Annotated in this window: 24 protein-coding genes; 13 read left to right on the plus strand and 11 right to left on the minus strand. The window is 40.1% G+C overall.

Translation table 11 applies throughout. From position 1 onward, the window contains the following. Positions 1–62: 62 nt before the first annotated feature. Positions 63–641 carry a CGNR zinc finger domain-containing protein gene (locus FPV17_RS10115; protein ID WP_035396124.1) on the plus strand — a complete coding sequence of 193 codons (579 nt, stop codon included), beginning with the start codon at positions 63–65 and terminating at the stop codon, positions 639–641. Between the two features lie 56 nt (positions 642–697). Here FPV17_RS10115 and FPV17_RS10120 read toward each other — a convergent pair whose 3' ends face one another. Next, positions 698–2,545 carry a serine hydrolase domain-containing protein gene (locus FPV17_RS10120; RefSeq protein ID WP_144558905.1) on the minus strand — a complete coding sequence of 616 codons (1,848 nt, stop codon included), beginning with the start codon at positions 2,543–2,545 and terminating at the stop codon, positions 698–700. A gap of 177 nt (positions 2,546–2,722) precedes the next feature. Beyond that, positions 2,723–3,331 (minus strand): DUF4352 domain-containing protein, encoded by a 609-nt coding sequence (locus tag FPV17_RS10125; RefSeq protein WP_144558906.1) that lies wholly within the window; start codon positions 3,329–3,331, stop codon positions 2,723–2,725. Between the two features lie 239 nt (positions 3,332–3,570). Between FPV17_RS10125 and FPV17_RS10130 the strand changes: the two genes are divergently transcribed. The 7 genes from FPV17_RS10130 (at position 3,571) to FPV17_RS10160 (ending at position 9,665) form a co-directional block, all read left to right on the plus strand. Beyond that, complete coding sequence (locus FPV17_RS10130) at positions 3,571–4,434, plus strand: AraC family transcriptional regulator (protein WP_144558907.1); 864 nt, start codon at positions 3,571–3,573, stop codon at positions 4,432–4,434. 456 nt (positions 4,435–4,890) lie between these two features. Next, positions 4,891–5,229, plus strand: coding sequence for a hypothetical protein (locus FPV17_RS10135; protein WP_144558908.1), 339 nt, complete (start codon positions 4,891–4,893; stop codon positions 5,227–5,229). A 303-nt stretch (positions 5,230–5,532) separates the two neighbouring features. After that, positions 5,533–5,847, plus strand: a complete 315-nt coding sequence (locus FPV17_RS10140; protein ID WP_055735192.1) for a hypothetical protein — start codon at positions 5,533–5,535, stop codon at positions 5,845–5,847. Between the two features lie 32 nt (positions 5,848–5,879). Beyond that, a complete protein-coding gene (locus tag FPV17_RS10145) occupies positions 5,880–6,698 on the plus strand; it encodes a YfjC family protein (RefSeq protein ID WP_144558909.1) in 819 nt (272 codons plus the stop codon). Between the two features lie 18 nt (positions 6,699–6,716). Beyond that, complete coding sequence (locus FPV17_RS10150; protein ID WP_144558910.1) at positions 6,717–7,169, plus strand: PH domain-containing protein; 453 nt, start codon at positions 6,717–6,719, stop codon at positions 7,167–7,169. A gap of 8 nt (positions 7,170–7,177) precedes the next feature. Continuing rightward, positions 7,178–7,564, plus strand: a complete 387-nt coding sequence (locus FPV17_RS10155; protein ID WP_081762264.1) for a YwqH-like family protein — start codon at positions 7,178–7,180, stop codon at positions 7,562–7,564. Positions 7,565–7,751: 187 nt separating this feature from the next. After that, a complete protein-coding gene (locus tag FPV17_RS10160; RefSeq protein ID WP_144558911.1) occupies positions 7,752–9,665 on the plus strand; it encodes a serine hydrolase domain-containing protein in 1,914 nt (637 codons plus the stop codon). Positions 9,666–9,937: 272 nt separating this feature from the next. Here FPV17_RS10160 and FPV17_RS10165 read toward each other — a convergent pair whose 3' ends face one another. Next, positions 9,938–10,387: a VOC family protein gene (locus tag FPV17_RS10165; protein ID WP_035396150.1), complete on the minus strand. Its 450-nt coding sequence runs from the start codon at positions 10,385–10,387 to the stop codon at positions 9,938–9,940. Between the two features lie 80 nt (positions 10,388–10,467). On the opposite strand from FPV17_RS10165, the gene FPV17_RS10170 reads away from it, so the two are divergent. Next, positions 10,468–11,388 (plus strand): helix-turn-helix transcriptional regulator, encoded by a 921-nt coding sequence (locus tag FPV17_RS10170; RefSeq protein ID WP_144558912.1) that lies wholly within the window; start codon positions 10,468–10,470, stop codon positions 11,386–11,388. A gap of 7 nt (positions 11,389–11,395) precedes the next feature. On the opposite strand, the gene FPV17_RS10175 is transcribed toward FPV17_RS10170, so the two are convergent. The 5 genes from FPV17_RS10175 to FPV17_RS10195 form a co-directional block, all read right to left on the minus strand. After that, positions 11,396–11,968 (minus strand): YdeI/OmpD-associated family protein, encoded by a 573-nt coding sequence (locus FPV17_RS10175; protein ID WP_144558913.1) that lies wholly within the window; start codon positions 11,966–11,968, stop codon positions 11,396–11,398. Positions 11,969–12,064: 96 nt separating this feature from the next. Beyond that, complete coding sequence (locus FPV17_RS10180; RefSeq protein WP_144558914.1) at positions 12,065–12,772, minus strand: ABC transporter permease; 708 nt, start codon at positions 12,770–12,772, stop codon at positions 12,065–12,067. A gap of 14 nt (positions 12,773–12,786) precedes the next feature. Continuing rightward, positions 12,787–13,710 (minus strand): ABC transporter ATP-binding protein, encoded by a 924-nt coding sequence (locus FPV17_RS10185; protein ID WP_144558915.1) that lies wholly within the window; start codon positions 13,708–13,710, stop codon positions 12,787–12,789. A 93-nt stretch (positions 13,711–13,803) separates the two neighbouring features. Continuing rightward, entirely contained in the window at positions 13,804–14,739 is a 936-nt protein-coding gene (locus FPV17_RS10190; RefSeq protein WP_060705895.1) for a sensor histidine kinase, read from the minus strand. After that, positions 14,739–15,434: a response regulator transcription factor gene (locus FPV17_RS10195; protein WP_035396196.1), complete on the minus strand. Its 696-nt coding sequence runs from the start codon at positions 15,432–15,434 to the stop codon at positions 14,739–14,741. The genes FPV17_RS10190 and FPV17_RS10195 overlap by 1 nt, the downstream gene beginning before the upstream one ends. 205 nt (positions 15,435–15,639) lie before the next feature. On the opposite strand from FPV17_RS10195, the gene FPV17_RS10200 reads away from it, so the two are divergent. After that, positions 15,640–16,965 carry a right-handed parallel beta-helix repeat-containing protein gene (locus FPV17_RS10200; RefSeq protein ID WP_144558916.1) on the plus strand — a complete coding sequence of 442 codons (1,326 nt, stop codon included), beginning with the start codon at positions 15,640–15,642 and terminating at the stop codon, positions 16,963–16,965. Between the two features lie 81 nt (positions 16,966–17,046). Here the strand turns inward: FPV17_RS10200 and FPV17_RS10205 are convergent, their stop codons facing one another. The 3 genes from FPV17_RS10205 to FPV17_RS10215 form a co-directional block, all read right to left on the minus strand. After that, a complete protein-coding gene (locus FPV17_RS10205; RefSeq protein WP_144558917.1) occupies positions 17,047–17,313 on the minus strand; it encodes a hypothetical protein in 267 nt (88 codons plus the stop codon). Between the two features lie 484 nt (positions 17,314–17,797). Further along, on the minus strand, positions 17,798–19,192 hold the full coding sequence (locus FPV17_RS10210) for a sensor histidine kinase (protein ID WP_035396160.1): 1,395 nt from the start codon (positions 19,190–19,192) through the stop codon (positions 17,798–17,800). After that, the gene (locus tag FPV17_RS10215; protein WP_035396162.1) at positions 19,182–19,889 is read right to left on the minus strand and encodes a response regulator transcription factor; all 708 of its coding nucleotides are present in this window, start codon (positions 19,887–19,889) and stop codon (positions 19,182–19,184) included. The genes FPV17_RS10210 and FPV17_RS10215 overlap by 11 nt, the downstream gene beginning before the upstream one ends. Positions 19,890–20,043: 154 nt before the next feature. On the opposite strand from FPV17_RS10215, the gene FPV17_RS10220 reads away from it, so the two are divergent. Genes FPV17_RS10220 through FPV17_RS10230 form a run of 3 tightly spaced genes read left to right on the plus strand, consistent with a single transcriptional unit; the run spans position 20,044 to position 23,031 of the window. Beyond that, positions 20,044–20,811, plus strand: coding sequence for an ABC transporter ATP-binding protein (locus tag FPV17_RS10220; protein WP_144558918.1), 768 nt, complete (start codon positions 20,044–20,046; stop codon positions 20,809–20,811). After that, positions 20,798–22,666 carry an FtsX-like permease family protein gene (locus tag FPV17_RS10225; RefSeq protein WP_144558919.1) on the plus strand — a complete coding sequence of 623 codons (1,869 nt, stop codon included), beginning with the start codon at positions 20,798–20,800 and terminating at the stop codon, positions 22,664–22,666. The genes FPV17_RS10220 and FPV17_RS10225 overlap by 14 nt, the downstream gene beginning before the upstream one ends. Continuing rightward, positions 22,663–23,031: a YxeA family protein gene (locus FPV17_RS10230; RefSeq protein WP_144558920.1), complete on the plus strand. Its 369-nt coding sequence runs from the start codon at positions 22,663–22,665 to the stop codon at positions 23,029–23,031. Before FPV17_RS10225 ends, FPV17_RS10230 begins: the two co-directional genes overlap by 4 nt. Positions 23,032–23,084 lie beyond the last annotated feature (53 nt).

Raw genomic sequence — 23,084 nt, forward strand, 5'->3', positions numbered from 1 at the left:
AGTTATATACTAACCCTTTAAACTACATTTAGCAAGCTGAAATGATGAGGAGAGCGGTAACAATGAACGAAATGAAACCTTTTGAATTAAGCAAACGTACTGGGAATATTGGGTTAGATTTTATCAATTCAGCAAACTTTCACCGCACTGAAAATCATCAAGAGTGGTTTAATAGTGAGATGGATGTGATGAAGTGGGCGGATTACACCGGGATTTCTGTAGAGGAAGACTCCGGCTCTGCTATGAGTTTGGCTGAAATGATTGAGTTAAGAGAAGTAATGTATCGACTAGCGCTTCATGCCATAAAGCGGACAATAGCGGCTGTAGATGATCGTCGTACATTCAATGAATGGATCAAACAAGCCCATAAGCATACGGAAGTTACACAGAATGAGGCTGGAGTATTTGAAAAGAAGTTAATAGGAGCAGGAGGGTTAACAAATATTGCTTATGTCGTCGTCCTAGCATTTGGAGACTTGATCATGTCAAAGACAATTCAGAAAGTAAAGCAATGTCAAAGTAGCCGTTGTGAGTGGCTTTTTATTGATCAAACAAAGAATCAAAGTAAACAATGGTGTTCGATGAAGGTATGTGGCAATAGAGAGAAAGCGAAACGATTTTACCATTCAACGAAAAAGTAAAGGTCACACGTTGCTGAGTGAATTAAATAGTAAAAAAAGATGGGGCTTACACCCCATCAACCGAGCATTCTCCAATAAATAAGCGAGCTAGCAAATAGTACAAACATAACAAGAGACAGTATTCTTAAAAACAGTAGCCCTTTGCTCGTCTTCTCTCGTCGTATGCGTTTCATACAGAAGAAAAAGAATAGGAAAGCGAGAAGCAGTAACACATAATTGAGTCCGATTTGAACATAAAACTCACTGAAACGTCTTGCTGTGTCTGTGAGCATACGAAATGCCATGATGCCAACATTTACAATAAGAGCGAACGACAGCAGATGCAAGCCAATAAACGGTTTCGTGCTTTTTTTGTTTGAACGGCGTATCTTCCGTATGAGAAAGGCAACCGGAATCGTTAGCGCAGCTATAATTAGATAAAGACAAGATACAACCAACAAAATAAGAAGGGCTTGATTCATCCAAGAGTTAGGGAAATAATCACCTGCTGAGCTTGATACTTTGACGAGTTCGCCATCTTCCATTTGGGCATAAAGATAAGGCATAGTTAGAAACAGTGGGGCACCTTCATCCAATGCGTACACATAGGGTTGCACTTGCTGGTAAATGGCGGATTCACCTCCAAAGGAGACGACAATTGACTCATTGTCATGTGGTTCAATTGACATCATTAGGAGCGAATAATAAAGACGAATAAAAGAGGAATCCATCTTTCTTGACTGTTGGAAGGAACCGCTTACTTCGCTCGTGTCTGGCAAGGAACTAGTTGTTTTAGTCGTATCTAAACCGACTAGAGTTGTCATGAGCTCCTGTGTGAAGTGCAATTCCCCACCTTGATTCGTCAACACAATGACCCCAAATCGTTCATCAGGAACAAGCTGAAAATGACTAGAGAACGTTGCTGTATTGCCGCCGTGACCGACCGTCCTTTGTGAACCTGGGAATTCCCAAAAACCATGGGCCAATCCAGGAAAATTGTCTGTAGGTGCATACGTTTGTGTAAACAGCTCCTCTAACGTCGATTCAGACTGAAACAGTGGTGATTCGCCATCTTCCGGCATAAGGGCGAGAGCAAACTGCGCTAAATCAAGGGCAGTTCCATTTAAGCCGCCAGCAGGGTAAATCGACACATAAAAGGGGTTCCCCTCAATAAACTCACCTACACCGGCTGGCAAATATCCGTTTACTTTATTCGTTTCAACCGTGCTTGTCGGATCATTTGGAACAAATGCAGCCTCTACTGGCTCATCGTACGTAGAAAAGATATGATCGTGCACATACTCATAAAATGGTTGCTCCGTCACAAGTTCAACAATGTACCCAGCTAGCGCATTCGAGTAATTGGAGTAAGCAACCACTTCACCTGGTGGATAAATCTGCTTAGGCTCACCACGTTTTAAGCCTTCTTCCAATGATTCAACAAGTGCCTTATCACTGTAACCAAGATCAAAGACATAATCCTCGAAGCCAGCCTGATGATTGATTAAATGCATGATTGTAATCGGCTCATCATAGTGAAGCCTTGTTAAAAAGCCTTCTGGTAGATACGTCCGTACATCCTCTTGTAAATCAAGTTTTCCTTCCTCAACAAGCTGCATCACAGCTATGTAGACAAACAACTTGCTAATGGATCCCCATTCAAAAACGGACGTTTCAGCATCAATAGGCACGTTGTTTTCAACATCCCCTTGACCGTAGCCTTTAGCTAACACAATCTCCCCATCTTTAACAATGACAACACTCGCTCCGACGGTGGATTGCCCAATATGCTCAGAAGCAAATTGATCAACAACGTCTTCAACCTCTTCTAAAGGTATACCTGAGGGGGTGGAGGCAGCCATTGCGAGAAAAGGGTTTACCAACAGAATACAGATAAAAATAATGGGAAAGATGAATGATTTCATAAAGTCTCCTTAAGGTTTCGTCGTTTATTTGTTGTAATACGTTTGAAGAAGGGAAAAGGTTCAATATAAATTTGCTATCCTTTTTTTTATCGGAGAAGAGAGGGTAACCATTGAGCGATAAAAACGTAGACAAACAAAGAAGGTTCCTCATATGCAGAGAAACCTTCTTTGCGAAACTTAATTTTCTAATTCATCACGGGTAAATGTAAACGTCGCATCGTTGATGGCGCTAATACCGGTTAAACCGGGCTTCACGCGGAGATGATTTTCTTCATCGATATAACCTTGATAAACCGCCGTCCCAGTCATTTCATCTCCCGGAGCAATCTCTCCCTCGACACCGTCATATTCATCGTACCACTCAGAATCATCTGGCATGCCTGGTCCTTCTAGATAATCGGTGTACTCAAACGTTCGAGATGTTTCCAGAGCGTCAATGGGCTCATCACCAATGTTTTTAATGGTAATCGAAGCAATAATGTAGCCATCTAATTCCGGCATTTCGCCATCGATCTCCTCAACCATGTCCACACTATTAAGGGTAAATTCAAAAGAAGCAATGTTGCTGTGCATAATGGCTGTATCTCCGACAACAAGATCTAGTTGATCTTCGCCTTCTTCTGTCGTAGCACCGGTGTCAGCTATCTCATCCTCGACGCCATCATCTGTACTTGTAGGTGATTCTTCAGCTGGAGTGCTTGAAGCGTCGTCATTTGAATCGGCGCAAGCTCCTAAAATGAAGGGAATAGCGACCATTGTAGCTATCAAACTAGTTGTACGTTTCATATGTATATTCTCCTCTTATTTAATTGTTCTCTCTTGACATAACCTTTTTTTGATTTCTTAAACATTTTGTTAAAAATTGCTGATGGGATTGTATAATAAATTCATATTAAACGAAACGTTTAGATTTGGATAGGGAAGATTAAGATGTACTTCTAGCTGCAAAATTGGTTACAACCGGGCACAAATAGACCAGATTCGGTTGAGGAATCCCTTTAAGATAAAGCCAAGGAGTTGAAGGTATGGCAATGATTGATGTATTACAAGAAACGATTGACTATATGGAGACGCATTTGCTTGAACCACTAACAATCAGCGAGATCGCAAAACAAGCCAATGTGTCCCCGTTTCATTTTCAACGGTTGTTTACCGTGTTGACGGATATGTCTGTGGGTGACTATTTACGCAAACGGCGCTTAACATTGGCAGCACAAGAATTGGTCAGCTCAGATCTGAAAATCATTGATGTTGCGTACAAATACCAGTACGAAACGCCAGAAGCCTTTACAAAATCCTTTCGTAAGCAACACGGGGTTACACCAAGTGCCATTCGGAAAGGGCTTGGTAAGGTAAATGCGTACAATCGGCTTGTTGTGCACGTACAATTGAAGGGAGCAAATCCAATGCGCTATCGAGTAGTAAAACGAGATGAATTTCAAATAATTGGAACAAGGAGGACATTTTCACTTAGAAACGATAAAAATACGAGAGACATACCGAAGATGTGGGATCAAGCTGCACAAGATGGCACCATTTCAACGTTGGCTGGATTAAACAATGGAGAAATTAAAGGTTTGTTGGGCGTATGTGTAGACAACCAAGTGAACACAAGTCTAGAAAAGGTAGAATACTGGATTGCGGCAGAGTCATCTGCGAGTGAATCAGACGAGTTCGAGAAGCTTGTTTTACCAGCATCCACGTGGGGCGTATTTGAAGTACACGGACCAGCTCCAAGCGCAATTCCAAAAGTATGGAAAGAGATTTTCTCAGAATGGTTCCCATCGAATCCATACGAGCACGCAGGCACTCCCGAGCTTGAAGTCTATGTAGATGAAGATGTGATGAAAGAAGATTCTTATGCGGAGATTTGGATTCCGTTGAAGTGAGGAAGGGTGGGAGTAGAGCAACGTGTTAAAAGAAAGACTCCCTCTCAAATACCATAGCTATTAAGAATGGTGTCTATTAAGTGCTTTCAATAGACATCTTTTTTATGATTGATTTACAAGCAAACGAAAGGCTTTTTAGAGTAAATAATCATATTGTCTAGTAGATTTTGAAACTACTAAAACTAGATTGCCGTATAGATAATAGAGATAATCATTTCGAAGAAAAATAGTCCCTCTAAACTATTCATTTTAAAAACTCATCTATTTTTATTATTTACTCTATTGGGATTAAATGGAATGTTGAGTTTAATCATTTTTCGAGGTTTAGGCATTATTTATTTACGGATAGTCTTAATTGAAAATCGAAAGTATTATACGGATTAAAACTTAACTTGGCAATCGGAGTTGGTTAAGATGTAGTTAAAGGAGCAATTACGAGACCATGGAGCGAATTAAATGATTGTTTATGCTGGCGTTATGTTTTTATTATCAATTAGTCTTGCTTTTCAATATATAACAGCACTTGTTTTTCTTGTCCTTGGAAGAAACAATCCATATGCACGATTTGTGGAGAACTTCTATGAGCACCATCCGAAAGACTGGTACGATAAGTTTATGAATTTTTTCTACATAATGAACTATGGGGTTGCACATCGTGTTTATGAGAAAGTCATGACCAAACATGGTGGTATTAAAGGGAAACTTCGCTATGCGGGATTGGTTTTTATGGCGACAATTGTATTAATTATTATCGGTAATATCATTAATGCTATTGAAACTAGTCTTACTAGTTAAATAAAAGGAAAAAAGCTTTAAAATAAGGTATCACACTAACATCTACAAGATAAGGAGAATACTAGATGAAACCATTTATATGTAGTACAACTGAAGAATAAATTTTACTTTTTACAATATGTGGATATGAAACAATAGCTGAGTTATTTGGATAGATAGTATTTAGGAGAAGTCAGAATAGAACTGGGGAATGTCATTTAAAGTGGCGCGCATCAGCTTATGCAGCTTAAAGGCGTTTATGAGAAAACTTTAAAAGTTGGTTGGTTTAGATAATTAAATATTTGAGATGGAGCTGTTGAAACTTTGATAGATGTTTTTGCGTTTATAATAGGTCTTGCTATAGCTTTTCAATTGATTACGGCGATGCTGCTTTTTATTCTAGGAAAGAATACGCCTTTTGTCTTCTTAGTTAATAAACTGTATGAAGAAGAACCGAAGGGTATATATGATCGGTTCATGAATGGTTTTTACTATATGTTTTTTGGAATTGCAGTTGTTTTATTTCGACGTTCGACTGAAAAACATGGAGGAATAAAGGGGCGTTTTATTTTTCTTTTAGAGTGGATTGGAATAACAGTAATGCTATTCATTCTTGTCAACATTCCCCATATGTTTTAACGCAACCATTTAAACGATAAGAATATGAATAGATGAAACTATTTATGCGTTGCACGACGGAAGAGTGGATTGTACTTTTAACCATGTGTGGCTATGAGTTAATGGCTAAGTCATTAGGAGAAGCAGTGTTTGGTGAAAAGTCGGAAGAGAGCTGGAATACGTTGTTTGAAGGTGCGACTCATCAACTTATGCTTAAAGGTGTGTGGGATGATGAAAAGGCAGAAAACGATGAAATTCCACTTAGTGAGGGATTGCAGTCTTTTGTCCGAAGTGTCGCAGAGGCGAAACAGTTAATTCGTCTTGTCAATCCCCTTTCTAATGAAGCGCTTTTATTCAGATCAATCGGTGATGATAAATGGGTGGAACATTACATACAGCAAGAAATTATACAAGAATTTAATCCGGTTGAACCAGGGGATATCGAAAAGAAAATGCATCAGTTTATTCAATATGAGCAACTGGAGCCTGATGAGGAACTGTCCTTTACGATGTCAAATGGTGCTTTCACAGCGCTAAGTGATCAGCGGCATGTGGCTGAAGTGAAAAGGTACTGGTTAGAGTCAACAAAACAAAAGGAAGCATGGTTTGATGAATTCACAGAAGCACTCGTTGCGAATGAATGGAAGTTTTTTAATACAAGCGTCATGCGGATTTCACTTGAAGGAGACCAAACAGAAACGGATTTAAATGATCTCTTCTTTCATATGCCTGGAAAAGACGGGGTTTGGTTTGTGCACTATAGAGATGTCCACTCAAATGATGACGTTATCATTCAAAAAACTTCTTTGAATAAATGGAAAGATGTTAGTGGGAAATTGCTTAATCGTGTGCTGAAACAACCTGTGAAATAAAGGAGGGAGAACGTCTACATGAGTGTATATAAAACAACAAGAGATAAAAAAGTAATAACGGGCTACAGCAGTTTAGTGGTGGGACTAACTGCCATTATGGCGATCTTTGTAATAATGGATGATTCCATCGGACGCCTGTTGTTTTTTGGTTTTTTCTTTATTGTAGGCATGATTTATTTTGTATCGGGCATGGTGTTTATTTCCTATGAGTTCAAAGAAGAAGGGTTGGTTGCCCAAGCAGGCTTTATTGGCAGGGTTTTTCCCTATGAAAGCATGACAGCCATTGAGCCAATGGGCAGCCCTTTCTCGGGTAATGAGCGAATTCTTGGCTCTTCCCATGGGTTTACGATTAAACATACAGGTCCAAAAGGGGAAGTGAAGATCTCTCCCGAGCGTATGGAAGAATTTAAACGAGAATTAGTGAAACGGGCACCTCAGTTGGATGACCGTATGGAAGCAAAGGTAAGATAGGAGGGAGTATGGTGTCGGTTGAAATCATGCGAAGTCGAGTTCAATCAACAGAAAACTTTATTGAAACAGCGAATGATAAAATCAATCGTTTACGAGCATGCCGAGCTCGTTTAATGGGTCAAGAAATCACAATGGCGCATGCGAAGCACACATTTAAAGAACCAGCACTAACAAAAGATACGTGGTACGGTAAACATGCAAATGAATTTGATGCTGAACGAGAGGCTGAAGTTGTCAATTCGTATAATGATCTTTTAAACGAAGTAGGCGAAACAATAGAAAAAGCAACTAGAGAGATTCAGTCAACGCAAGAGGTGATTCACCATCAGCATAGCCTCTTAAGTGACTACAGAATTGGACTTGAACGAGCGATCGAGCGCGAAAAAGAAAGGTAGAAAATTTATGGTTGTTCACAAAAAAGCTACAGTACCACTCACACCATGCAGGTAAACCGTCCTGCATGGTTTTTTCTTATTTAGACTCCTTTTTTATTCGTTAGAAAAACGTGAGATTTGCGATAGAGAAAAGAAAGGTTGGATCCGTATACTCATGAGTGAAAGAATTGCAAAGGAGCGAATGTAAATGAAGAAACTACTTTTACTGGTGATTGTATCGGTCATGGTTTCCCTCTATCCTTCTATAGGATATGCTGAAAGTCTATCGACACCTTCTGGTATACCGACAGCTGACATTGAAGAAACCGTTGATGCCATTATGGAGGCTTACATTGAAGAAGACGTACCAGGAGCCTCTGTTTCGATTGTGCAAAACGGGGAGATTGTTTTTCAAAAAGGGTATGGGTTAGCCAATAGAGAGAAGGAACAACTGGTTCATCCTGAAACCACGTATATGGAAGCTGGTTCGGTATCTAAGTTGTTTACGTGGACTGCGATCATGCAATTAGTGGAAGAGGGGCAACTCACCCTTGATACGGATGTTCGACCGTATTTAAAGGGAGGGGAGTCAGCGCTCACCTATGATGAACCGATTACAGTGGCTCATTTGATGACCCATACAGCGGGATTTGAAGAACGGGTAGAGGATTTGACGGTTTACGATCCTGACCATCTGTTTAAATTGGAGGACTACTTAGCTCCTGATAGACAGCCGAAGCAACTGTATCCGCCTGGAGATGTGGTGGCTTACTCCAATTTTAGTACAAATCTTGCAGGTTATATGGTTGAGGAACTGACAGGTATGGCTTTTGCTGATTATGTGGAGCAATTGATTTTAACGCCTTTAGAAATGGAGCACTCCACATTTGATGTGCGCTATGATCGCATTCCTGGTTTAATGGACGAGAAGGCGGTTGGATACACGAAAAAAGGAACGGAATGGGTTGCTAAACCAACTGCTTATATTAACGATAATCCGGCTGGTGGTTTGACGACAACGACAAATGACCTTGCTCATTTTATGCTGGCACACTTAAATACGGAGCAATCTGGCTCGTACGTATTGTTTAACGACCCACAAACATTGGATACGATGCACCAGACATTATACACGCCTCATCCTGATATGGCAGGAAATGCACACGGGTTTTGGGAGCGTCAAGCAGGGGATTATCGTGTCTTAGAGCATGGTGGAAATACAGATGCGTTTAGCGCACTTCTTTCCATCGTACCTGATGAACAGTTTGGCATTGCCGTTATGACAAATATGGATGGTGAGATGGCAGGTGCGAGAAGAGAACTAACCGATGTTTTGATTGGGAAGTCGACAGAAACGCCAGAAGCGACAGATGATGTGAATCATAGTGAAGCAGTAGAGGGTCGCTACCGGTCTGCACGCTCTGTTGAAACAGGGCCAATGAAAATCATGCCTTTTCTCTCTGATGGTGACTCTGTTATTTCTGCTAATCAAGAGGGTGGGATTACGTTATCCATTGCTGCTCTCGGCGTAGAACTAGACTATGTGGAAACGGCTCCATACTTGTTTGAAAAAGTGACAGAAGAATCGTCTTTACTTGATAACGCTGGAATGAATACGGATCACTTATTCTTTAAAACGAACGATGCCGGTGAGGTGGAGCAATTATCGTATGGCGTCATTGCAGATGAATTACCGATATCGTGGCTAGCGTCACCTTATGTCGCTTATGGAATAGTAGGAGGCGCTGCACTGTTTTCACTTGTTGGTCTTGTATGGGGAATGGTTGGCTTTATCCGAAAAAGAAGGCACCAAACCCTCATCACTTCTTTGCATAGAGGGGAAATAGCGTGGTCTTTCGTTGGTGTTCTGACTCTTGGTCTTTTTGGCACCATTGTTGTTCAATTGGCGAGCAATCCGTTTCAGCCTTGGTCTAATTTTACCTTCTACGTGATCGGATTTTGGCTACTTTTCTTCGCATTTCTGGCGGTGCTTTATCCAATTGTAAAAGGGTGGCGTAAGCAAAAAGGCTTCTACTTAATAAAGGCTTTCGTTGTGCTACTAGGCTGTTTATTGGCCAGTTTGTTTTCCTTGTTATTCTTTCTTAACTTTCTCTATCTCTAAAGGATAAAGAGGCTGGGACAAAAGTAGATAGACAGACCAAAATGACGAACATTCCTGAAAATAGGAACGTTCGTCGTTTGTTTTATATGAAAATGAGCAGAAGGAGAATCCGAAGACTCCTGGGGGATCAGCACGTGTCTGAAGACTCTGAAGTGGCGGTTTTCCACGGAGGAGGCTGAGGCCGTGTCCCCGGAAAGCGAAGGATTCTCCTGTAGACTATTCGTCTTTTCAAATACTACTTTTAGTTATGTCTCGGCCTCTTTTTAATGACGTTAAACGAGTCGATTCAAAAAGCTACTTGCATCGCTATTGAATTTCCACGTCATCCCGAACTTGTCTATCAGCATACCGAAACTAGATGACCAAGGAACAGAAGAAATCGGCATTAGGATCGTCCCACCTTTTGAGAGCTTCTCAAAATAACGTTTATTCGTTTCGTCGTCTCCATCAATCATGCTTATGATGACGTTGGTTCCTCTTGTTACGTCGCCTATGACGCTTTGCATAGAAGGGAGTACGTCAGAGATCATCAGGATGTTATCGGAAAACGCGATTTGAGATTCCATAATCATCGCCTGTTCTTCACCACTAAGTGGAGCAGAAGGGTCTTGCGGGATAGAACCAAAGTTCACCTTCTTAACGGTTCCTTGTAATGCATCTTGATAAAAATCGAGTGCCTCTTGTGCTTGCCCACTAAATTGTAAATATGCGATTGCGTTCATTTTGTCTAACCTCCTCATTGGTCTATTCGTAGTATACTGGACAATAGGTGACAACTGTCTGTCGTATATAGGAGGGCGTTATGCAAAAAGTTGAAAGACTTCTTTCCATCATCATGATTCTGTTAAAAAAAGAGGTCGTGTCTGCATCAGAATTTAGTCAGCTCTTTCAAGTGACAAAACGTACGATTCAACGGGATGTGGAAACATTGAGTTATGCAAACATACCCATTTATGCAAAGCATGGCCCGAGTGGAGGGTATGCGCTAATGGAAGAATACAAATTTGATAAGCGGTTGGTGAATCAGAAAGACATTGAACATATCTTAGTGGCGTTAGATGGGTTTGAACAATTGACAACGAACAGCGCTATCCAGTTGACGATTCAGAAAATAAAGGGCATGAGTCCAACGAATCTAGCTTCAAAGATGGATGTGACGTTTTATCAGTCGATTGGGAGAAGTGAAACAAACGAAGAGCTGTCTTATTGGATGAAGGCGATTGATCACCATTGGCTACTAGCGTTTGATTATGTGGATCAACAAGGGCGAATCACCCATAGGCTCGTTGAACCGTATAAGGTTCAACTGAGGGAGATGCACTGGTATGTCGTGGGCTTTTGCCTAGAGCGTAACGATTTTCGAACATTTAAATTAACGAGAATAACAGATATGGAGAAGAAGGGCTTCTTTACCCCTAAAACGGAACAAGAAGTGACTCGAAATCAACAAATGACTAAGAAAGACCCTGTAAAACCTACTGTGGCGAATGTCGAAATTGAGATTGATATTGGTGTTCGAGATCAGTTCATTGAACGGTTTGGAAGAGAAGCTGTTGTGAAGAAGACAAAAAGAACGTGCATGGCGACCATTTCATTACCTGAGAACACATACGCGTATCAGTTTCTTGCGGGATTTGGGAACAGGATAAAAATCATTGGTCCTACCCATTATCGTAATGGCTACACGTCTTTTTTAAGAGAAGCGTTAGCATTGTATGAATGAGAGCTGTTTATTCGTAATTAAGAAGCCGTCCATTGTCATGCCATTGGCCATATTGTTTGTTTTCTTTTGTATTCGTTATAAATTTGTCTAACCTCTTTTCAAATAAAGCACGATCCTTTTTATAGCTCTGAATCGTGTCTATTCGAATTCTGTTGTAAAGCTCAGGGAAGTGATTGAAATGGCGGTAGACGTCTTCGTCTGACATGATTTGTTTCTTAATTTCTTCGTCTATGGTAAAGGAGCTAAGGTTCATGTCAGGTAGAATTCGGAGTCCTTCTTCTTTCATTAGACCTAATGTTTGTAGGCGTCTTACTCTCTCTTTGTTTAATTCTGTCCAATGGCTGTTCTTCTTTCTAGGAGAGAGCCTTTGGGCTAATTGAGTGTCCGAGACTTTTTTCTTGATGCCGTCAATCCAACCAAAACATAGTGCTTCTTCCACTGCATCTAAATAATAAATCGTTTGCGGCTGTTCAGTCATACTTACAATAATCCAACAGGAAGTGTCAACTGTTGACTGTTGAACGAACCAATTTCTTAATTCTTGTCTCGTTTTTAACGGAAGTACGTTTTTTAATTCCATCGTTTATCAGCCTCCTCTTTTTGTCTGAAATAGTGTGGTCTATCATCGTTCTTTCCTTTACGTTGTGAAAAGCTATGGACCTATTGCCCATAGCCTTCATACAGGTTCATTTAATTCTAAACGATTAATCGTTTGTATAGATACGCATGCGATGATCAACCCAATGAATGCTAGCGCTAATGGGATGTAAAAGATGTTAATTAAAGAGAATTGGGGTCCTAAAGAAGAACTTGTAACGATCACGATTAGAACCGCGGAAAGGATGGTAGCAGGCGTTGAAAAATGACGCATCCCAAAGTAAAGAGGAACGAGAGACGTACCAGCTGCTGCTACGTTAAAACCAATTAAACGTAGTAATTCTTGTAAAAGTTGTTCCTGAGTAACGTGTAAGTTGGCAGAAAAGCCAATGAACGCATTGAGTCCAGTAAAGCTCGCTACAATAAACAGCGTCGAAAGTGTCATCATTATGAAGGTTAAGCTAAAAATAAGAACAAGTTTGGCGACTATTAGTTTCTTTCGGTTGATTGGGTACGAGAATAAAACGAGACTGGTTCGATGTTTAAATTCATCAATGACGATCTTAGTGATAAGAACGGATGCAAAGATAATAAATGTTCCTCTAATTAACACGCCGGTGAACATAAAAAATTCATCACTTGTTTGGAAAATAACGTCGTTTTCAAGTTTTTCAATAACAGTGAAGAAATAGAGCATGGCAAGAATACTTGCATTCGCAATGAGCGTTCCTTTTATATACCAACCGATTTTATGTTTTTTCAATTCAAGCTTTATTAAACGATACATTAACAAATCCTCCTTTATTGGTCATTTTTACGTAAACCGATTTTTTTAATAAAATACTCTTCTAATGTCGTTTGCTTTGTTTGGATAGAATGAATCTCGATGTCTTCTAGTATTAACGCTTTTGAAATTCTGGCATGAGAGACGTCTGTTGAAAAAATACGAATCGCTTGATTCTCAACAATTTTAAAGTTTGTTATGTTTAGTTGATCATGTAAGAGAACCGCTGCTTTTTTAGGAGAGCTTGTGACGAGCTCGATGTATTCGGTATTCTGTTGCTTTAATAAATCCATTGATGTTTCTTCTATTAATTTTCCGTCTTTAATCATACCGATCGTGTCCGCAATTTGTTCGATTTCACCGATGATATGACTTGAAATAAATAGGGTCATGCCATATTCTTTGTTCAGTTTTTTAAACAATCTTCTCATGGATTGAATCCCCTCAGGGTCAAGGCCGTTAATGGGTTCATCAAGGATGACGAATTCCGGTTTTGTGAGGATGGCTCTTGCGACGCATAGGCGCTGTCTCATACCTAATGAAAATTGATGAGGTCGTTTATGCGCATCTTTAGAAAGCTCTACCCACTCTAACACATCGGAAATCGTTTGTTTGTCGTGATAGCCCATGTAGGCGCAGTGTAGCTCTAAATTCTCCCGAGCAGTCAATTTCTCATAAAAGATAGGGTATTCAATCATGCTCCCGATACGTTGTAAGTAACGAAAGGAATCTTCTTTTATGGGGGAACCGAATAGCTCGATCTCGCCATTGGTTGGTTTAATCGCGTTTATAAGCATCTTCATGATTGTTGATTTTCCTGCGCCATTAGGACCAAGAAAGCCGTAAATCTCACCTTTTTTAATAGTCAATGAAACGTCCGATACAACAGCATGTCCATCGTATCGTTTCGTAAGACCTCTCGTTTGAACAATATAGTCCATGTTGCGCCTCCTTTATTTCCTATACTCTTACTGTAACGGTTGACTATTTCTTTTCTCTATCGTAAACCTCACAAAAATCTCAAGAAAAAAAGACTAGCCCTTCTCGCGTTTTAATTTGCAAATAAAGGACGTTTTCTCGTGAGGAATTGACGACACAGAGATGGTTCCTTGCATTTGTTCGATCAGTTTCTTTGTAATGGTTAACCCTAATCCACTTCCTTGAAAATCTTTATTCCTGGATTCCTCTAATGTATACATACGCTCAAAGATGTGTTGTTGATCGGACTCAGGAATGCCAATCCCTTGATCGTACACTTCAATCACAACAAAGTCCTCTTCCGCGTACACGTGTAATCCAATCACGTTTCCATCGGCTCCGTACCGAAGGGCATTTGATACTAAATTGGCTAAAATTCGATGTAACGCTTCCTCGTTGCCGAGTGCAAAGACAGGTGAATCTGGTAAGTCAATATGAACGTCTAATCCTTTCGTTTCAATGAATTCATAAAACAGAAGAATGGATCGTTTACAGATTTCCGTTAGATTGACGGCCTCTAATGGTAAATGCTTGTCTCCTGCTTCAAGCTTCGCTAAATCAAAAAAAGAATCGATTAATGTGGTCATTTCATCTGTTTTCTCATGAATGTGAGAAAGAATACGTTCGCGCTCTTGGTTGGGCATGTCGACTTTTTCGTTAAGCATTTCAGCATACCCAGAGATAACAGTTAAAGGGGTTTTCAAGTCATGGGAAATATTGGAGAGCATGCGCTTCATTGATTGTTCTGTTCGAATAAATTGACGAGCATGCTCTCGGTTTTGATCAATGAGTTTATTCATTGAAACAAGTAGCTCTGCGATTTGTTTATGGTCCGTTCCTATAAGCACAGGGCCGCTTGCTTGACCATGGACAATGTCGGTTAGCTGCTTCTTAATGGAACGCAGCTGTTTTTGAAGCGAACGTTTTAAGTACACTTGAAAACCAATCGTAAAAAGTAAAAGGGTAATGAGGAGTAAGAGAAAAGCAATCATCAAAATTCACCTAATTTATAGCCAATACCCCAGACGGTTTTAATGTACAGTGGCTTGGCTGGATCATCTTCAATTTTTTCGCGCAGTCGGCTCATATGAACGTTAATGACATGATCGTCTCCATAATAGTGATCCTCCCAAACCGAATAATAAATTTGTTCTTTCGTCATCACTTTTTTAGGGTTTTCAATGAAGAGCTTTAATAGCTTCCATTCTTTTGAGGTGAGATGGATCACTTGATCTTTTTTCTTGACGATAAACGAATGAAGATCCATTTCAATCTCGTGGACACGTACAATTGCTGGAACGTCGGGTAGGGTAGCATTTTTATACTGGGTCGTTCGACGAATGGCTGCTTTTACTCTTGCTAATAGCTCAATCATGGAAAAAGGCTTTGTGATGTAATCATCAGCGCCAAAACCTAGACCGACTGCTTTATCAGACTCACTGTTTTTTGCGGACATAATAATGACAGGAACGTAACTCGTTTTTCTAAGGCTTAGTAGGAAATCCATTCCATTTAATTCAGGTAACATTAAATCAAGTAAGACTAAGTCATACGTATCGGTTGCAAAGCGCTGAACGGCTTCCTGCCCGGTAAATGCAGGAACAACAGTAAAGCCTTCGTTTGTAAGATAGGTTTGAACCATTTCACTAATCGCTGCATCATCTTCTACAAGTAATAATGTATTCATTCTAGCACCGTCTTTCTCGTTATAAAGTATAGCTCTATACATTAAAACACATCTTAGCAAATTTTATCGTAAAGCTGTCGCTTTTGTCATAATCAGCTTTGAGGAGAATTGACAAAATCAAGAAAGATAATCATTAGGCCTTCTCACAGCGTGGTATAATGAAACTATAGTAGAGTAATTTATTTCCAGAGAGGAACGAAATGAATTGAAACAACAAGTTTTTTTTATAGGAGTCATCCTACTAGCAGGGATGGTTTTAGCAAGTTGTCAAAGTCAGTCGGCAGAAGAAATCCTTTATGTTGCACCAGATGGTGATGATCGAAACCCTGGTACAATGGATCAGCCATTGGTGAGCCTACAGGTGGCAGCAGAAAAAGCGACAGCTGGTACAACGGTTTTCGTTCGAGAGGGGACGTATGTGGAACCTCTTCTCATACAGCATAGCGGAACGGAACAAGAGCCAATACGTTTTGAAGCGTATCAAGGAGAAGACGTTTTTCTAAGCGGTAAGGGAATGGAAGACGATTTAGACGATGTAGCTTTAATAGAAATCGATGGTCATAGCTATATTACGATTGATGGCTTTACAATCGGAGACGTCACGACAAACCATGTTGACAAAACGGTAATAGGCATTTTGATTACTGGTGCAAGTCAACATATTGAGATCGTGAATAATACAATTCAAGGAGTCTCGACAACGGCTGTTGGAGGAAACGCTCATGGCATTGCCGTTTACGGAAATGAATCGATTACAGATATTCGGATTAACCAAAATACGCTAACAGATCTAAGGTTAGGGTTAAGTGAGGCATTAGTCGTGAACGGAGATGTCAGTCATTTTACCATTAACGACAATCACGTTTATGAAACAGATAACATTGGAATTGACGTGATTGGCTATGAAGGCATCGCCATAGATCAATCGAAAGACTATGCGCGTCATGGTGTTATTCAAGGGAATGTTGTTCATCATAATTCTAGCTATGAGAATCCAAGTTATGAGAAGGATTATAGTGCTGGCGGAATTTATGTAGACGGTGGAAGTGATGTGTTGATACAAGGCAATAGGGTTTATCAGAACGATATTGGTATAGAAGCGACGTCTGAACATAAAGGCAAGTATGCAAATCACATAGACATCCTGAACAACGTGGTCTTTGAGAATAGCTATACTGGCATCGCCATAGGCGGGTATGATACAGAACGTGGAGGGACTACAAACACGGTTATTGCAGGAAATGTAGTGTCACATAACGATACAGTCGGGCTAGAGGGCGCACAACTTTTAGTGCAATACGATACGTTTTCAAACCGAATTGAACAGAATCAATTTAGTGCAAGCCAAACAGGTCTTTTTATTAGTAACGAATACGATGAAAATGAAAACATGTTCTTTAGTGAAAATGAATATGTGATACAAGAAGGTGTTAAGGCTAGGTGGCTGTGGGAGAATAAGGACGTGGATTCACTGAAGGAATTTCAGCGCTTGACTGGGAGTGATCGCGGGGCTGTCTTTCGTGCTTTATAAAGGCGATGGATACACCGCAGGTGACGAATAAGTAAGTACGAAAAAAGGCTATGAATGCATAGCCTCTTTTTCGTAGTACGATTAGTTTTGACGATGCCCATCGTCTAAATGCTTGGTTTCTCGTCTTTCTTTTTTTATAAAAAAGTAAGCCCAGTATAATGATCCAATAAATCCTGGCAAGGCTGCTACAAAAAATGCGCCTAAATACGTTATGGATTCAAATAATTGATCGTGCCAAATCAATCGCGATAGATAGAGCAGACCCACTCCAGTAATACCAGTTAGAACAGAGCCACCTATAGCAAATAGAATGAATACAACGGTTATGTGTCGTTTGCTCGTTTTCATATACAATCTCTTCCTTTGCGTTGATATTCTAGGATGTATGACTGTTAGACAACATTGACCTAGTAAGCACATGTCACTCAATCTGTTAAAAAGGGGAGTAGACGAAGATTGTGTTTATATGTGAATCGTTTGTTTCGTCAAGCGATTATGACGTTATCCATTTATAACCGTTACGAGCTAGAATAAAACTAAATGATTATTTTTAATCGTCCATTTATTTTGTGGGTATTCATTTTTAGGGACGTGAGCAGCTATTGAAAATGGATGATGTTTATACGCCGCTTTTCAGGGAATTATAAGCGTATACCATTCAATAGGAGTGATCGATATGTTGGTTCGGAGAATTCTTGCTTCGGCTATAACAACGGTGGCAATAGCAGGTGTGAATCGTATCGTGCGCAGAGTCATTTTAAAAAAATAAAAAGATCTCGCCTTGTAATCAACAAGGCGGGGTCTTTTTTTCTTCTGCAAACAGTGAAGATGACTAGCCAAACAAGATTCTGATGCTTGTCCCTTTGCCTTTTTGACTAGTCAGTTCAACCGTTGCTCCGTGTGCCTCCATTATATCTCGGGCGATTGCCATTCCCAATCCGGTTCCATTAATATTGGTTGTATTACTACCGCGGTAATAACGATCGAAGATATGATGCAAATCGCCTTGTATACCTTCGCCGTTATCTTTAATTAAAATAAAGGTAGACGTCACGTTTACATGGACAGAAACGCCTTCCTTATTATGGATCAGGGCATTGTAAATAAAGTTGAGTAGTCCTCTTTTAAGAAGATGTTGATCCACTTGACGTGTCAGCTGAGGTGCTTCACTTGTAAACGTAATCGATGCGTCTTTAAAAGTTGGTTGATTTAACACATCAATGACAATTTCACGTACAAACGGTTCAATACGAGTGTCTCTTAGCTGTAAGGGCATTTGCTGACTGCGTAAGCGCATGGTCAAATTAAAATCATCAATTAAGTTTTGAATGTAGCTTGATTGACGTTCAATAACTTCCGCGTAGTCCATTCGTTCCTGCTGAGAAACGTCATCACCTTTGAGCAACTCTGCGTATCCGTAAATGGAAGCGAGTGGTGTTTTTAAATCATGTGATACGTTGCTAATCCATTCATTGCGTAGCTTTTCAAGTTTATGTTGTTCCGCTTCGTGCTTTTTGAGCGTATCTGAAACATCATTTAAGTTTGAAAAAACCGAATGGTAGATTCCAGGTTTTTTCAAGTGCTGCTGTTTAAAATTTCGATTCTTCAGTTGTGAAATTCGTTCAATGATGGCTTGAATGGGTTTAGTCAATTTAGCGCTAAATAAAAGACCAATACTACAGGCGATGATAGTGTCAATAAGAATGATGGCGAGTAACGCTTCCGATAAAAAAGACAGAACGGTTTCTGGATTTAAAGTAAAAACGTAGCGCCGATCATCGGAATAGGGAACACCCACAATATAACTAAACGACTCATAAGCACCGACGAAGTACGTATTAAACTCATCATCCATATACTTGTACTTATGAACAAGATCCATCGGTGTGTAGTTGCTAGAAGCAGTAGATGGTGCTAAATAGGAGTCCACGACGACGCCGTTTTCATCAAGTAGTTGAAACCACGCTCCGTAGTTTTGTAACGCATCCTGACCTTCTTGGGATAAGATGGGTTCTCCATCATCAAGTGCTAAATAGTGACTAAAACCTCGTGCAAAGACTTCTGCTGAATTCTGTTCCTCTTCAGCCGTGTTGCTTAGATGTTGATTCATTAAGTAAAAAACCAAAATAAATGTATTAACAAACAGTATGATTAACACAATAATCACTATTGAAATCAGGTAGCTACCAGTTAATCTCCATCTCGTTTTTGTTAACTTAGTTCCCATGTAGACGGTAGCCTAATCCTTTTACAGTGGTAATCCACTGCGGATTGGAAGGCTGCTCCTCGATTTTTTCACGTAGACGCCTAATATGAACCATTAACGTGTTGTCCGCCCCATAGAATTCTTCTCCCCATACACGTCTAAACAATGTCTCTTTGCTAAGAATTTGATTTGGATTCCGCAAAAAGCAAGCCATTAAACCTACTTCTTTTGCGGTTAACTCTAAAAGTTGACCGTCTTTTTTTACTTCGGTTTCATGCTCATTCATTGAAAAAGGACCGACTGTCAGTACGTATTGGTGGTTCGGCTGCTCGAACTCATTCGCGTATGTTCCAGCACGTCGGAGCTGAGCTTTTACACGGTAAGCTACTTCTTTTGGGCTGAAAGGTTTCGTGATGTAATCATCGCCACCAATAGCCAACCCAAGAATCTTATCAAGTTCGTCTGATTTTGCAGATAGAAATAAGATCGGTATACGGGAAACGGTGCGAATACTCTTGCATAAATCGTAGCCTTCGCCATCAGGTAACATGATATCTAGAATAGCCAAATCAGGCTTCAATCGCTGAAAACGATCCCATCCTTCTTTTATACTTCCAGCCGTTTCAATTTGTGTGAGGCCTTCTTTTATTAAGCTTGTTTTGATTAACTGACATAAATCATGTTCATCATCCACAATTAAAATGCGAGGTTGTTCCATCTTCATCATCCTTTCAAAAAAAGAGGAGCGTTTTCTCTATCATATCAGTGTCTGCCGGTTCTTACATGTATTTAAGGTTTTTGTAAGGTTAACGTGATTTTGATTTAAGAGTGAAGAGATAAAGTAATAGACAGAAGAAAGAGGTGCTTGGCAAATGGATTCGTTACTCAGTGTTAACCAAATTGAAAAAACATATGGAAAAGGCTCAACTCGTTTTCACGCCTTAAATCAGATTTCCTTAACGATTGATCATGGAGAATTTGTAGGAGTGATGGGGCCGTCAGGTTCTGGGAAATCCACGTTGTTGAACGTGCTTGCAACAATTGATTCCCCTACATCAGGTGACATTTTTCTTGGAGAAGAAAATCTAGCGAAGATGGACACGGAAAGGCTTGCTGATTTTCGTCGAACACACCTAGGGTTTATTTTCCAGGATTATTTCTTGCTTGACTCATTAACGGCCAGAGAGAATATTCTCTTACCTCTAGCTGTAGCAAAAGAGAACGCTAAAGCAATGAATGAAAAAGTAGAGGCTATTGCAACGATGTTTGGCATTGAATCTCTACTTAATCAATTCCCGTATCAGCTTTCAGGTGGACAGAAGCAGCGCGTAGCCACTTGCAGAGCGATGGTGACAAATCCAAAAATCATCTTTGCTGATGAACCAACTGGTGCACTTGATTCAAAAGCCGCATCCGATTTACTAGAAAGCATGAGTAGGCTAAATCAAACTCACGAAACAACGATTATGATGGTGACGCATGATGCGTTTGCAGCAAGCTTTTGCCGTCGGATTTTATTTATAAATGATGGTCACGTACAGAAAGAATTGATTCGTGGAAATGAATCAAGAAAGGCATTCTTTCAAACAATTCTTGATGAACTTGCACGTTTAGGTGGTGATGGAGATGACATTCGCTGATATTGCACGGAAGAATATGAAACGGAACGTAAAAAGCTACGGCTTATACATTGGTTCTACCATTTTTTCCATCATTGTATACTTCACTTTTGTTACATTGCGATACAACGACGACATTCTAGTAGCATCCGAACAGTCAAGGCAATTAAGTAGCCTTATTACGGCTTCTACTTTCATTCTGATGGTTTTCGTCGCCATTTTTATTCTGTATTCGAATTCGTTTTTTATTAAGAAACGTAAGAAAGAAATGGCTCTCTACGCTTTATTAGGGATTCGCAAGAAAACGATCGGGTGGATGCTGTTTTTAGAAAATATGACAATTGGTATTCTTTCACTTGTTATTGGGGTCGGATTAGGGTTTGTTTTATCTCAATTTTTTCTTTCTCTACTAATGGCGTTAATGGGACTGGATTTTACACTGAGCTTTTCATTTTCTTTTGAAGCGGTCCTTCATACCGTATTGGTGTTTTTCGTCTTATTTTTAGTGACATCCTTTCAGGGATATCGTGTAATTTATCGGTTTGCACTAATTGATTTGTTTCATGCTGAAAAAAAGGGAGAGGCGCTTCCACGTGCTCGGCTACTATCGTCGATTTTCGGGATTCTCCTCCTTACAACTGGATACTGGATGGCGTTGCAAGATCTTGCCACATCTATTGTTTGGAGACAACTTGGGATTGCAACGCCTCTCGTTATAATTGGGCTGACGGTATTAGGCTCGTATCTGCTTTTTCGAAGCGTGCTCGTCTACTTGCTCCATGTCATCAAAAGACAAATCCATTGGACATGGAGTGGGTTGAATTTACTGACCGTATCGCAATTGCTTTATCGAATCAAAGGAAACGCGCTTACGTTAACCATTATTGCCACATTGAGTGCAACAATCCTTACTGCAGGTGGTGCCGTCTTTAGCATGTATTACAATGTTGAGAAGGATGTTGAGAGGTATTCACCCTTTACCTTTATGTGGGAAGGCCCCGCGCTAGAAATGGATCAGGAACAAGTTGAGTATGAAACGTCTTTTGTCAGTAAATCGGCACGGGTTATGCTGGGAGACCACGAGTTCGACTATGCCGTTATAAGCGAATCGACTTTTCTAACCCTTTCACACCAACTTGAATGGGAAGTAACAGAAGAGCTAGCAGATGACCAAATGATCATCGTTGATGCGTTTTATGATGAACGGTGGTCTGCTAATGTAGAAACGGTGCAGCTGCAGGAGAATGACTACGACGTGATAAGCATGTATGCAGATGCTCTTTTCAATGTTCGAACAATGGGTGGAACTGCGCTTGTTCTATCAGATTCACAATATGATGCTTTAGAAGCAGAGGAAAAAAGCTACCAAGCAATTCAAGTAGGCAATTATCAGAATAAGGTAGAGCTATCCCAGGAATTAGCTTCTTCTTCTGAAATAAATCAATTCTCAAGCGCAGTGCAAGATTACAGAGATTCAATGGAATCATCTGGGGTACTGATGTTTGTTGGTAGCTTTTTAGGCTTAGTCTTTTTAGCCGCAATGGGAAGCATTATTTACTTCAAGCTCATGACAGAAGTAGAAGAAGATAAGAAAGCATTCACCATTCTTCATAAAGTAGGTGTATCTAAAAAAGATATGAAGCGAAGCATTCGCCATCAGGTTGGAATGATTTTTGTTGCTCCTCTTCTTTTAGGATTGCTACATGGAAGTGTTGCTTTAACAGCCTTTTCTAAACTGCTTGATCTTCAGTTATTTGTTCCGGTTCTTTTATGGATGCTTGCCTATACGCTCATTTATATAGGTTACTATGTTGTAACCGTACAGAGTGTGAAAAAAACAATCTTTACAACGTTTAAAGGAGGTACTTCAAAATGAAAAAAGGGATTGGTATTGTACTTGTCATCGTCCTGCTCTTTGTTGGAGCGGTGGTAGCATTGGCAACAATGGATCTAAACCGTCTTGGCAAAGAGAATATGTATGTTCAAATAAGTGATTATGTTGAAATGGAAGAAACTCGTCTTGACTCTGGTGAAGTGGTATCCCGGTATTGGTATGAACTTCCTGCTATTGATGAAGCAGGTAATTCCACAATCGTACAATTTTCAGCTACGAGAGAATTACGAAAAGAAGCTTACCTGATGCTTTATGTGAAAAACGACGATGACGTAACGTCTTATGACGAAGTAAAGTGGGAAGACATTCCTGCTGGGGCACAAGACAAATTGTTACAGGTGCCATAAAGTTTGATTCTCGAAGAAAAGAAGCAGTAAAGAGTCCAGGGTGCAAAGATGCA

Source organism: Shouchella miscanthi (assembly GCF_007725405.1).
GTDB classification, from domain to species: Bacteria; Bacillota; Bacilli; order Bacillales; family Bacillaceae_D; genus Shouchella; species Shouchella hunanensis.